The organism is Ralstonia sp. AU12-08, from assembly GCF_000442475.1.
In the GTDB taxonomy this organism is placed as follows: domain Bacteria; phylum Pseudomonadota; class Gammaproteobacteria; order Burkholderiales; family Burkholderiaceae; genus Ralstonia; species Ralstonia insidiosa.
Genome location: NZ_ASZV01000010.1, coordinates 88,845 through 100,886, shown reverse-complemented (window position 1 = coordinate 100,886; position 12,042 = coordinate 88,845). Strand labels below are relative to the sequence as shown.

The following is a 12,042-nucleotide window of genomic DNA, read 5'->3' as shown; positions in this document are numbered from 1 at the left end:
AGGCTTCCGGCCACCCTTGCCCGCCATGTCCGACCTCATCATCCGACCTGTTGCCGATACCGATCTTCCTGGCATTCTGGCCGTGCAGCAGGCGTGTTACGGCGATGGGTTCCTGGAACCCGGCGATGCGCTCGCCAGCCGCTGGGCGCGCAGCCCGGCCATGTGCCTGGTCGCGCTGGATGGCGCCGCAGTGGTCGGCTACCTGCTCTCGCATGCGTGGCATGCATGGGCGCCACCCAAACTGCACGTCCCCCTGCCGGCGGCAGATGCAGCGGACGTACTCTGGTTCGTGCATGACATGGCCATTGCGCCGGCAGGCCGCGGCCAGCGCCTGGGCGAGCGACTGTACGCAACCGCGTGCGCCAGCGCCCAGGCAAAGGGCCTGCGTCAATCACGCCTGGTGGCAGTGCAGGGCGCTGATCTCTTCTGGCGCCGCCTCGGCTACCAGTCCACCCACATGGAAAGCACGCAGTTGACGGCGCTGCGCAGCGTCTACGGCGACGACGCTGAGCTGATGGAACGCCCATTGCGCTGAGCGCTCGCCGCATCACTCCATTACAATTCGTAACACCCGTATATCTTCTGTAAGACTGCGCACGCCCCGTTCCACTACAGTGCGGCCGTAGCGAGGATTTCCATCATGCAAAAGAACCTAGCGCTGTGCGCGCTGGCCGCCATTGCGGCGCTGTCGTCCCAGGCTGCCCTGGCCCGAGTGAATGTTGATATCGGCATTGGTGTGCCGGGGCCGGTGTACGTCGCGCCTGCGCCGGTCTATGCGCCTGCCCCCGTCTACGCACCGCCTCCGCCGCCCGCTTACTACGCGCCGCCTGTCTATGTCGCTCCGCAGCCGGTGGTGGTTGCGCCGCCCGGCTACTACGAAGACCCGCGTGCCCGCGCATGGCAGGAACAGCAGTGGCGCGAGCAGCGCTGGCGTGAGCGCGAATGGCGCAAGCACCATCGTCGCGACGACTACGACGATTGATCCCGCGCCCGGCAGCACTCAGGCTGCCTTCTTTGCCAGGCCCAGGTAGGTCTCGATCACGCGCGGGTTGACGGCCAGTTCCTGCGCTGGGCCTTCGAGCGTCATGTCCCCGGTTTCCAGCACATAGCCGTAGTCGGCCACCTGCAGGGCGGCGCGCGCGTTCTGTTCGATCAGCAGCGTTGCGACGCCGGTTTTGCGCAGATCACTGATGATGTGGAAGATCTCTTTCACGATCAGCGGCGCAAGACCAAGGCTCGGCTCGTCCAGCATCAGCAACTGCGGTTTGGCCATCAACGCACGGCCCACGGCCAGCATCTGGCGCTCGCCGCCGGAGAGCGTGCCGGCTTCCTGCACGCGACGCTCCTTCAGGCGCGGGAACAGGTCGTAGACGACTTCCATCTGATCCAGATAGTTGCGCTCGCCCGCGCGCTTGCGGCGGTACGCGCCCAGCACGAGGTTGTCTTCCACGCTCATTGTGGCGAACAGCTCGCGCTTTTCCGGCACTAGGCACATGCCGCGCGCCACGCGCTTTTCCACCGGCAGCCCGGTTAGGTTGTGGCCGAGATACGAGACCACGCCATTGGCCGAACCGGTGGTCGGCAGCGCGCCCATGATGGCGCCCAGCATGGTCGATTTGCCCGCGCCGTTCGGGCCGATGACGGTGACGATCTGCCCGGTCTCCACCTTCAAGTTGGCGCCGTGCAGCGCTTCCACCTTGCCGTAGCGGACGTGCAGGTCCTTCACTTCGAGAATGATCGACATGCGCGCTCTCCTTATTCCACGCCGCCCAGATAGGCTTCCAGCACCGCCGGGTTCTGCTGCACTTCCTGCGGCAAACCTTCGGCGATCTTGGTGCCGAATTCCATCACGACAAGCCGATCAGTCAGATTCATGACGAAATCCATGTCATGCTCGACCAGCAGCACGCTCATGCCCTCGGCCTTCAGCTTGGTGAGCAGCGCGGCCAGGGCCTGCTTCTCCTTGTAGCGAAGGCCGGCGGCGGGCTCGTCTAACAACAGCAGCGCCGGGTCGCAGCACAGCGCGCGGGCGATCTCCAGAATCCGTTGCTGGCCAAGCGCCAGGCTGCCGGCTTCCTGATACATGCAATCCGCCAGGCCCACACGCTCCAGTTGGCGACGCGCCTCGAACAGCAGCTTCTGCTCTTCAGCCTGGTTCATGCGCACCACACTGGCAAGCACCCCGCCCTGCGCCGCAAAGTCGCCGCGCAGGTGGGCGCCAATGGCCACGTTCTCCAGCACGGTCATGCCCGACAGCAATTGCACGTGCTGGAAAGTCCGGCCGATGCCGCGCTTGACGATCTCGCGCGAGGGCTTGCCGCTGATCTGTTCACCTCGGTAAAGCACCTCGCCGCGAGTGACCGGCAGCACGCCGGTGACAAGGTTGAAGGTGGTCGACTTGCCGGCACCGTTCGGGCCGATCAGGCCGATGATCTCGCCAGCTTTCACCTGAAAGCTGACGTCATTCACTGCAACCAGACCGCCGAACTCCTTGCGCGCAGCACGCACGTCGAGGATCAACTCGCCAGCCTGCGGTTTCTCGCGCTGCTTGAGCGCGGGCGCATCTTCCGGCGCGCGGGCCGTCGGTGCCGACGGAAACAGCTTGCGGATGAACGGCCATACGCCATCGCGGGCGTGCTGCAACAACAGCACCAGCAGCACACCGAACACGATGATCTCGAAGTTGCCGTTGGAGCCCAGCAGCTTCGGCAGGATGCTCTGCAGACTGTCCTTCAGGATGGTCAGCAAGCCCGCACCCAGCACCGCACCCCACACATGGCCCACGCCACCGACCACCGCCATGAACAGGTATTCGATGCCATAGTTCAGGCCAAACGGCGTCGGGTTGACCGCGCGCTGCAAGTGCGCATAGAGAAAGCCCGAGATGCACGCCAGCACCGCCGCAAACACGAAGATCACCACCTTCATCCACGCCGTGTTCACACCCATCGCCTCGGCCATCGTGCCGCCGCCCTTGAGTGCGCGGATGGCGCGGCCTGGGCGCGAGTTCAGCAGGTTCTGCACCGCCAGCACGGCCACCACCACCACGGCCCAGATCAGGTAGAACATCTCGCGCCCGGTCTGCAAAGGCTTGCCAAGCACGTTCAGCACGGGAATGCCGTTCAGCCCGTCGTACTTGCCCAGAAACTCCAGATTGCCGAACAGGAAGAACAACGAAAGGCCCCAGGCAATCGTCGCCAGCGGCAGGTAGTGGCCCGACATGCGCATCGTGATGAGTCCGATCACATAAGCGCAGACCACCGTGATGACCAGCCCGGCGAGCAAGCCGAGCCACGGCGACAGCCCGTACTGCGTCGTCAAATAGGCGGTGCTGTATGCACCCAGGCCAACAAACGCAGCCTGCCCAAACGAGGTCAACCCGCCCACACCCGTGAGCAGCACCAGACCCAGCGCGACAAGGCTATAGAGCCCGATGTAATTCAACAGCGTGATCCAGAACTCAGGCGTTGGCACCACAGGGATCAGCGCCAGCACAACCACAAACACGGCGGTCAGCACGCGGTTGCGCGAGAACCAGCCGCGCTGGCCGGTCTGGTCAGAAGACTTGGTGAGCGTGTTCATCGGCTTACTCCTCTTCTTCGACGTGCTTGGTGGTGAGCGACCGCCACAACAGCACGGGGATGATGAGCGTGAATACGATCACCTCCTTGAACGCCGACGCCCAGAACGATGAATACGACTCAAGCAGCCCCACCAGCAGCGCGCCCAGCGCAGCCACCGGATAGCTGACCAGCCCGCCGACGATGGCACCCACGAAACCCTTCAGGCCGATCAGGAAACCGGATTCGTAGTACACCGTGGTGAGGGGCGCGATCAGGATGCCGCACAGCGCGCCCAGCGCCGCGGCCAGCGTAAAGGCCAAGCGCCCGGCTTGCGTAGTGCCGATACCGACGAGCCGCGCCCCGAGCCGGTTCACGGCCGTCGCACGCAGCGCCTTGCCTGACACCGTGCGACCAAAGTAGAAGTACAGCGCCACAATCATCAGCACCGACACCGCTACCACCCACAGGCTCTGGCCCGACACCGAGAGCGCGCCCAGATCAAAGCGCGCGTCGGAAAACGCATCGGTGCGAGAACCTTCTGCACCGAACATCACGAGGCCCAGCCCCACCATCGCAAAGTGCACGCCCACCGAGACGATCAGCAGCACCAGCGTGCTCGCTTCGGCCAGGGGCTCGTAGGCCAGGCGGTAGATCATCGGCCCCATCGGAATGACGATCAGCAGTGCGAGCGCCACCTGCACGGCCATCGGCAGCGTCATCGGCGCGAGCACGCTGGCCGCGGCATACACGGCAACCGGAAAGACTAAGTATTTGCCTGCATAGATGGCGCCCGTGCGCAACGCATGCAGACGCAATTCGGGTTGCAACAACGTGCGGCCCATCTCGACGAGGAAGGTCAGCACGCCAAGGGCAACGAGCATCGACGCCGACAGCGGCGCCTTGTTGGCCTGAATGGCTGCCAGCGTGAGCGCGCCATAGGCGACGAACTCCCCCTGCGGGATGAAGATCACGCGCGTGACCGAAAACACCAGCACGAGCGCCAATGCCAGGAGCGCGTAGATCGCGCCTGATGTCACGCCGTCCTGCGCCAGAATGGCGGCAATCGACAAGTCCATGAGTCTCCTCGTTCTTGGTGTCGTGGTATTCGCACAGGCATGCCGGCCGCACGAGGGGGCACCACGAGTTACGAGATAGTAAATTTCTTACGAAAGGATAAAATTGGCGAGAACCCTAAGAACCGCTAACGCGTCGCACGGGCTCGACGGGCGCCCGCCTTGGCCGGTTCCGGTGCTGGCACTCGCAGCATGGCAGAAAGCTGTGTCACGAAGGCCCGCAGCGTGGCTTCCAGTTCGCCGCCGCGTTCCGCATGAAAGAGCGGCTGCAGGTTCAGCGCGATGAGTACCAGCTCCAGTTGCCCGCGCTCGCCAAACACCGGTAATGACAGCGCGCTCACCCCGGGCAACAGGCTGCCCGAGACCCACGACGCTCCTTCCCGGCGGATGTCTTCACATAAACGGTAGTAGTCCGTCAGCGAGCGCGGCAGACCCGGCAGATCATCGCTGGCGCGCTCGTGCAGTTCGCGCTCGACCAGCGGCAGTGTCTGCTCGATCGGCAGATACGCACCGAACAGGCGCCCAGTCGCGGAATTGAGCATCGGCATGACGTCACCGATGCGCAGGTTCACCCCAGGTGCGCCGCCAGCCTTTTCCCAGTGCACGACGGTTGGGCCGCGATCGCTCCACACAGCAATGCCGATGGTGTGGCCGGTCTGGTCACGCATGCCAGCCAGCAAAGGCCGCGTGCGAACGATGGCATCGGTGCGGTTGAGGCTCGCCAACCCCAGACGCAGCGCAAAGGGCCCAAGCTCATAACGGCCGGTGAGCGGGTCTTGCGAGACAGCACCCACGCGCTGCAGGCTCACCAGATAACGATGCGCCTTGGACGGATGCATGCCCGCCGCACGTGCCAGATCACCCAGCGCCATCGCGCGCATGGCGTGCGTCAGCGCCACCAGCAATTGCGTGCCGACCTCGATGGACTGGATGCCAGAACGGTCGCGATTTGCGCGCGCATCGTCAGCATCGCCATCGGGTGGCAGATCGTCTTCGACTTCAGTGGTCTCCATGTCCTCGTGGGGGGCGCAAGTTGGGGTGCACCGGGCGGTGCCGGAGGCGACAAGTGCTGCGAGCGTAGCATGCGGACCGCCGCCGCTAGCGGTGTTTTAATTTTTACGCATTGTAGAAACAATGATTCCAATCATAATCAACGTATACCCTAGGCGCGCCACCCAACCGTGCGGTCTATGATGGCCAACGTTCGGTCTTGCCTGACATCTGCGTGCCTCCAACGGCGCTTTCACGGCAGCTTCGCCACCGAAGAAAATTCCCCCAACCGTAATTCACTACGACAGGAGTGACAGAATGGCCAAAGCCTTCGCCTCGCAAGCCGACCTCGAGGCCAAACAAGTCACCTTCACCCAGCTCTCTCCCAACGCCTACGCCTACACCGCCGAGGGCGACCCAAACTCGGGCGTCATCATCGGCGACGATTCGGTGCTGATCGTCGACACCACCGCCACCCCGGCGATGGCGCAAGACCTGATCGCCCGCATCCGCGCCATCACCGACAAGCCGATCAAGCACGTGGTGCTGTCGCACTACCACGCGGTGCGCGTGCTGGGCGCGTCGGCCTACTTTGCAGAAGGCGCGCAGAACATCATCGCCAGCCGCGGCACGTACGAGATGATCGTCGAGCGTGGCGAAGCGGATATGAAGTCGGAAATCGAACGCTTCCCGCGCCTGTTCGCGGGTGTCGAAACCGTGCCTGGCCTGACCTGGCCGACGCTGGTGTTTGAGCGTGAACTGACGCTGTTCCTCGGCAAGCTGGAAGTGAAGATCCTGCACCTGGGCGCCGGCCACACGAAGGGCGACACCGTGGTGTGGATTCCGTCGCAGAAGGTGCTGTTCTCGGGTGACCTGGTTGAATACGACGCCGCCTGCTACTGCGGTGACGCGCAACTCGAAGAGTGGCCCGCCACGCTGGATGCGCTGCGTGCACTAGGTGCCGACAAACTGGTGCCCGGCCGCGGCCCGGCGCTGCTCAACCCGGCCGAAGTCGACAAAGGCCTCGCCTACACGCGCGATTTCGTCTCGACGCTGCTCGAACGCGGCCGCGAAGCCGTGGCGCAGAAGATGGACCTCAAGGCCGCCATGGCGCACACCCGCGCCGCGATGGACCCGAAGTTCGGCCACGTCTTCATCTACGAACACTGCCTGCCGTTTGACGTGACGCGCGCCTTTGACGAAGCCAGCGGCATCAAACACCCGCGCATCTGGACCGCCCAGCGCGATCAGGAAATGTGGGCCGCACTGCAGAACTGACATAGCGGCACCCCTGCCGTGAACGGATTCCACCAACAAAGCGACGGCCAGGACCGTCGCGGGTGCGAGCGAGACATGAACCCCGATTTCCAGAACCGCGTTTTTGCGTACGCGCCGTGCGCTGAACAACAGCCTGGCGCGGCGACCGAGCCCCGCCCCATCGTGATCGTCGGCGCGGGGCCCGTCGGCCTCGCCACAGCCATCGACCTGGCGCAACAGGGCGTGCCCGTTGTCGTCGTGGATGACGACTGCACGCTGTCCACCGGCTCACGTGCCATCTGCTTTTCCAAGCGCTCGCTGGAGATCTTCGACCGCCTTGGCTGCGGCGATTGCATGGTCGACAAGGGCGTGAGCTGGAACGTTGGCAAGGTCTACCTCAAGAACGAACTGCTCTACAGCTTCGACCTGCTGCCCGAAGCGGGCCATCATCGCCCAGCCTTCATCAACCTGCAGCAGTACTACGTCGAAGGCTTTCTCGCTGAACGCGCCCAGGCGCTGCCCAACATCGAGCTGCGCTGGAAGAACAAGGTGACGGGCCTCACACAGGATGCCGATGGCGTGACGCTCACCATCGAGACGCCCGACGGCACCTACACGCAGCGCGCGCAATACGTGGTCGCCGCCGATGGCTCGCGCAGCCCGGTACGCCACATGATGGGGCTGGAAGCGCACGGCCAGACGTTCAAGGATCGCTTCCTGATCGCCGATGTGCGCATGGACGCGCCGTTCCCAAGCGAGCGTTGGTTCTGGTTCGATCCGCCGTTCCACCCGAACCAGTCGGTGCTGCTGCACCACCAGCCCGACAACGTCTGGCGCATCGACTTCCAGCTCGGCTGGGACGCCGATCCGGTGGCCGAGAAACAACCCGAACGCGTCATCCCACGCGTGCGCGCACTGCTCGGCAAGGGCGTCGATTTCGAACTGGAATGGGTCAGCGTCTATACGTTCTCATGTGAGCGCATGGACCGCTTCCGCCACGGCCGCGTGCTGTTCATTGGCGATGCGGCGCATCGTGTGTCGCCCTTCGGCGCGCGTGGTGCCAACAGCGGCCTGCAAGATGCTGAGAACCTTGCGTGGAAGCTGCGCATGGTCCTCAATGGCGACGCCCCCGACACGTTGCTCGACACCTACGCCAGCGAGCGCGAATTCGCCGCCGACGACAACATCCGTCACTCCACGCGTTCGACCGATTTCATCACGCCCAAGAGCGCCGTCAGCCGACTCTTTCGCGACGCCACACTGCGCCTGGCCAAGCACTATCCGTTTGCGCGCACGCTGGTCAACAGCGGGCGGCTGTCGATGCCGACGGTGCTCGAAGGCTCGCCGCTGCTGACACCCGATGATGCACCGTTTGCCAGCGCGCTGGTGCCGGGGGCGGTTGCCCTGGACGCGCCGGTACGCGGTGCCGATGGCCGCGCAGACTGGCTGCTCTCCCACATGCGCGACGGCTTTACCGTGCTGCGCTTCTGCGGTGCCGGCGAACATGTGGATGTGCTACCGCTACCCACGCTGGCGATCTTCCCTTCCGGTGGCAAAGGCACGGTTTCGGCCAACGTGACCGCGCTCGAAGACGTCGACGGCCTTGTCGCACAACGCTATGACGCGCGGCCGGGCACGACCTACCTGATCCGCCCGGACCAGCACGTCTGCGCACGCTGGCGCGCGCTCGACCCTGCCAAGCTGACGGCTGCCGTGATTCGCGCATGCGGCCAGGCGGCATCCACCGCAACGCCGCGCGCCACCGCAATCGTCTGAACCCAGCGCCTGAGCGCAACGCCAACCACCATGCCGCTGAACACCCAACCCAACCTGCCCCGCCCCGACGATTTCTACGAGGCGTTGATCGACACGCACCGCAACCTGAGCGACGAGCAAAGCGCGATGCTCAACGCGCAGCTCATCCTGCTGCTCGCTAACCATATCGGCGACATGGCCGTGTTGCGCGAGGCGTTGGCAGCGGCGCGGCTGGCATTGCCCGCAACCACCGCGTAAGCGCCATCGCGTTTCAACAATCCAACACTCGCACGGCATCGCACTTGCGACTGCGCAAAGTGCGGTGCTAGTATCCGCTCCGCTTACCGATCAACCAATTTGCACAGGAGGAAAAAATCATGCGTCACCTTGCTTTCCCCTTTGCAGGCCCTCGCCTGGGTTGATCGAATCTCTCGCGCTGTAACTCACAGCGTCTTCGCATTGCCCTGGGCCCCGGCCTGCCACATCAGACGTTTTTTTTCAGACCTGATATGGAATATTCATGGGCAATTGCATCTTGCATTTGTTCGATGGCGGCACCCTGATCGCCTCGGACGACACCTGGATCGAAGGCGATGCGATCCGACAACTTCAAACCACCAAAGCACTCGACGGCATGCGCCATGTGGCTGGCATGCCCGACCTGCATCCGGGCCGCGGCTACCCCGTGGGCGCGGCGTTCTTCTCAGTCGGCCGCCTGTATCCGGCGCTGATCGGCCGTGACATCGGCTGCGGCATGACGCTGTGGGCAACGGATATCGATGCCAACAAGGTCAGCCTGGACAAGCTCGACAAGCGACTTGGCAACATCGATACGCCGCTCGACGAAAGCTGGCGTGAACTGGTCGCGGCATTGGCTCCCGCGGACACCGGCTTTGATGCCGCACTGGGCACCATCGGTGGCGGCAACCACTTTGCCGAACTGCTGCGCGTCGATGACATCTACGACGAAGCGGCCGGACTCTCGCTGAACCCGCGTCAGCTTCTGCTACTGGCGCACAGCGGTTCGCGCGGGCTGGGCCAGGCGATTCTGGAGGAACAAGTTCGTGCGCATGGCCACAGCGGGCTGTCGCAGGACGACCCGGCGTGTGCGGCCTACCTGCAACGCCATGACACAGCGCTGCACTTTGCCAAGGCCAACCGCGAGCTGATCGCACGCCGCATGCTGAACCGCCTGCACGCGCAGGGCAAACCCCTGCTCGATGTACACCACAACTTTGTCGCACCGGCCACGGTCCATGGTGAACGTGGCTGGCTGCACCGCAAGGGCGCAACGCCGTCAGATGCGGGTGTGGTCGTCATCCCCGGTTCGCGTGGGGACTACAGCTACCTCGTCGCCCCGCTGCCGAGCGAGCACGGTCTGTTCTCGCTCGCACACGGCGCGGGCCGCAAGTGGATGCGCAGCGACTGTAAGGATCGCCTCGTGCGCCGCTTCACGCCAGCGCAACTCAACCGGACCAAGCTCGGTAGCCACGTCATCTGCGAAGACAAGCAGTTGATCTATGAAGAGGCACCCGAAGCTTACAAGTCGATCGACAGCGTGATCGCACCGCTGGTGGACGCTGGCCTGGTGAAGGTGCTCGCGCGCCTGCGCCCGGTGCTGACCTACAAGACGCGTGGGGAGTGCTGCTGATGGTGTTACTGCAATTCTCTTCTGCGCAGGGGCCGGCGGAATGCGAACTGGCGGTCGCGAAAGCGCTTGCACGCCTGCAACGCGAATCCGCAGACGCAGGCGTTCAACTCGAACTGGTGGAACAGGAGGACGGCGAACGTGCCGGCACGTTGCGTTCCGCGCTGGTCAGCTTGGAGGGCGATGCGGAAGACGTCGTGGCGCGCGCATGGGAGGGCACGATCCAATGGACGTGCCCCAGCCCCTATCGCACAAACGGCCCACGGCACGCACGCAAGAACTGGTTCTTCGGCGTGGCACGTTGCGCGGCGCCATCGGAAACGCTACCCGGCGAGATCCGCTTTGAGACCACGCGCTCGTCCGGCCCGGGTGGGCAGCATGTGAACAAGACGGAATCCGCCGTGCGCGCCACGCACATCGCAACAGGTATCAGCGTGAAGGTGCAGACCGAACGCAGCCAGCACGCCAACAAGCGGCTGGCCGTGCTGCTGCTCGCCCACAAGTTGGCGGACCATGATGCGGCGACGCATGCCGCGCAACGTGCGGACCGGCGCGCGCTTCATCACCAGGTGGAGCGCGGCAACCCGCGCCGTGTGTTCAAGGGCGAACGGTTCGAGCCGGCGTCCGGTGCTTAGCGACCGGCCTGCCGCGTACCGGCAAGCTGGCCGCGCCGGTATTCACCCTGGCGCTCCAGCATCCAGCCGGGGTACTCGGCGGGGAGTTTGCTCAGACCATCGAGCTGCGCCAGCTCTTGCGCCGTCAGCTCAACCTGGGTAGCGGCAATGTTGTCGTCAAGCTGCTCGACCTTTTTGGCACCGACGATCACGCTGGTCACCACGCGCTGGTGCAGCAGCCAGGCCAGCGCAATCTGGGCGACCGACACGCCGCGCGCATCAGCCATGACGCGCATGGCATCGATGCAGGTATAGGCGCGCTCGCGGTCCACCGGCGGGAAATCGAACGTCGTGCGGCGGCTGCCCTGCTCGCCCTGTTGCTCACGGGTGTACTTGCCGCTGAGCAGGCCACCGGCCAACGGGCTCCACACCATCAGACCCAGACCTTCGCTCTGGAGCATCGGCACCAGTTCGCGCTCCAGGTCACGGCCGGCGATGGTGTAGTACGCCTGCAGGCTTTCGAAGCGCGCACAACCCAGGCGCTCAGCAATGCCCAGCGCCTTGACGATCTGCCAGGCCGCCCAGTTCGATACACCGACATAGCGCACATGCCCCTGCTGCACCAGCGTGTCGAGCGCACGCACCGTTTCTTCAATGGGCGTGGCCGGGTCAAAGCCGTGGATCTGATACAGGTCGATATGGTCGAGCTGCAGGCGCGCCAGGCTTGCCTTCACCCCATCCATGATGTGATAGCGCGACGCACCACGTGCGTTTGCGCCCTCGCCGGTCTGGCCGAACACCTTGGTGGCGACGACCACGCTGTCGCGCGACACCTTCAGGTTCTTGAGCGCCTGCCCGGTGATCTTCTCCGACACGCCGTTCGCGTACACATCCGCGGTGTCGATGAAATTGATCCCGGCCTCAAGCGAGCGGCCAATCAGCCGTTCGGCATCCGCCTGCTGCAAATCCCCGATGTGCTGCCAGATGCCATCATTGCCACCGAACGTCATCGTCCCAAGGCACAGTTCCGACACAAACAGGCCTGTCCGTCCCAACATGTTGTAGCGCATGTGATCCACTCCGGTACATGGTGATTGAATGCCGAGCACAGGCTCGCGCATTGGAAACAGCGCAGAGGATAG

The 12,042-nt window shown here is 64.3% G+C and carries 12 protein-coding genes; 7 read left to right on the top strand and 5 right to left on the bottom strand.

Annotated elements, in window-relative coordinates; translation table 11 throughout:
- Nucleotides 1-25 precede the first annotated feature (25 nt).
- On the top strand, nucleotides 26-535 hold the full coding sequence (locus C404_RS37510; RefSeq protein WP_021193918.1) for a GNAT family N-acetyltransferase: 510 nt from the start codon (nucleotides 26-28) through the stop codon (nucleotides 533-535).
- 105 nt (nucleotides 536-640) lie between these two features.
- Nucleotides 641-982 carry a hypothetical protein gene (locus C404_RS37505; RefSeq protein ID WP_021193917.1) on the top strand — a complete coding sequence of 114 codons (342 nt, stop codon included), beginning with the start codon at nucleotides 641-643 and terminating at the stop codon, nucleotides 980-982.
- Nucleotides 983-1,000: 18 nt separating this feature from the next.
- On the opposite strand, the gene C404_RS37500 is transcribed toward C404_RS37505, so the two are convergent.
- The 4 genes from C404_RS37500 to C404_RS37485 form a co-directional block, all read right to left on the bottom strand.
- Complete coding sequence (locus C404_RS37500) at nucleotides 1,001-1,744, bottom strand: ABC transporter ATP-binding protein (protein ID WP_021193916.1); 744 nt, start codon at nucleotides 1,742-1,744, stop codon at nucleotides 1,001-1,003.
- A gap of 11 nt (nucleotides 1,745-1,755) precedes the next feature.
- A complete protein-coding gene (locus C404_RS37495; protein WP_021193915.1) occupies nucleotides 1,756-3,582 on the bottom strand; it encodes a branched-chain amino acid ABC transporter ATP-binding protein/permease in 1,827 nt (608 codons plus the stop codon).
- 4 nt (nucleotides 3,583-3,586) lie between these two features.
- The gene (locus C404_RS37490) at nucleotides 3,587-4,639 is read right to left on the bottom strand and encodes a branched-chain amino acid ABC transporter permease (protein WP_021193914.1); all 1,053 of its coding nucleotides are present in this window, start codon (nucleotides 4,637-4,639) and stop codon (nucleotides 3,587-3,589) included.
- A 125-nt stretch (nucleotides 4,640-4,764) separates the two neighbouring features.
- The gene (locus C404_RS37485; protein ID WP_021193913.1) at nucleotides 4,765-5,649 is read right to left on the bottom strand and encodes an IclR family transcriptional regulator; all 885 of its coding nucleotides are present in this window, start codon (nucleotides 5,647-5,649) and stop codon (nucleotides 4,765-4,767) included.
- Nucleotides 5,650-5,944: 295 nt separating this feature from the next.
- On the opposite strand from C404_RS37485, the gene C404_RS37480 reads away from it, so the two are divergent.
- From C404_RS37480 to prfH, 5 genes are all read left to right on the top strand, one after another.
- The gene (locus C404_RS37480) at nucleotides 5,945-6,904 is read left to right on the top strand and encodes an MBL fold metallo-hydrolase (protein ID WP_021193912.1); all 960 of its coding nucleotides are present in this window, start codon (nucleotides 5,945-5,947) and stop codon (nucleotides 6,902-6,904) included.
- Nucleotides 6,905-6,979: 75 nt separating this feature from the next.
- On the top strand, nucleotides 6,980-8,659 hold the full coding sequence (locus tag C404_RS37475) for an FAD-dependent oxidoreductase (protein ID WP_021193911.1): 1,680 nt from the start codon (nucleotides 6,980-6,982) through the stop codon (nucleotides 8,657-8,659).
- A gap of 30 nt (nucleotides 8,660-8,689) precedes the next feature.
- Nucleotides 8,690-8,896, top strand: coding sequence for a DUF2783 domain-containing protein (locus C404_RS37470; RefSeq protein WP_021193910.1), 207 nt, complete (start codon nucleotides 8,690-8,692; stop codon nucleotides 8,894-8,896).
- A gap of 262 nt (nucleotides 8,897-9,158) precedes the next feature.
- The gene (locus tag C404_RS37465) at nucleotides 9,159-10,289 is read left to right on the top strand and encodes an RNA ligase RtcB family protein (protein WP_021193909.1); all 1,131 of its coding nucleotides are present in this window, start codon (nucleotides 9,159-9,161) and stop codon (nucleotides 10,287-10,289) included.
- Nucleotides 10,289-10,921 (top strand): peptide chain release factor H, encoded by a 633-nt coding sequence (gene prfH, locus C404_RS37460; protein ID WP_021193908.1) that lies wholly within the window; start codon nucleotides 10,289-10,291, stop codon nucleotides 10,919-10,921. Before C404_RS37465 ends, prfH begins: the two co-directional genes overlap by 1 nt.
- Here prfH and C404_RS37455 read toward each other — a convergent pair.
- Nucleotides 10,918-11,970, bottom strand: a complete 1,053-nt coding sequence (locus tag C404_RS37455) for an aldo/keto reductase (RefSeq protein WP_021193907.1) — start codon at nucleotides 11,968-11,970, stop codon at nucleotides 10,918-10,920. The two genes, prfH and C404_RS37455, sit on opposite strands and share 4 nt — an antisense overlap.
- Between the last annotated feature and the right edge of the window lie 72 nt (nucleotides 11,971-12,042).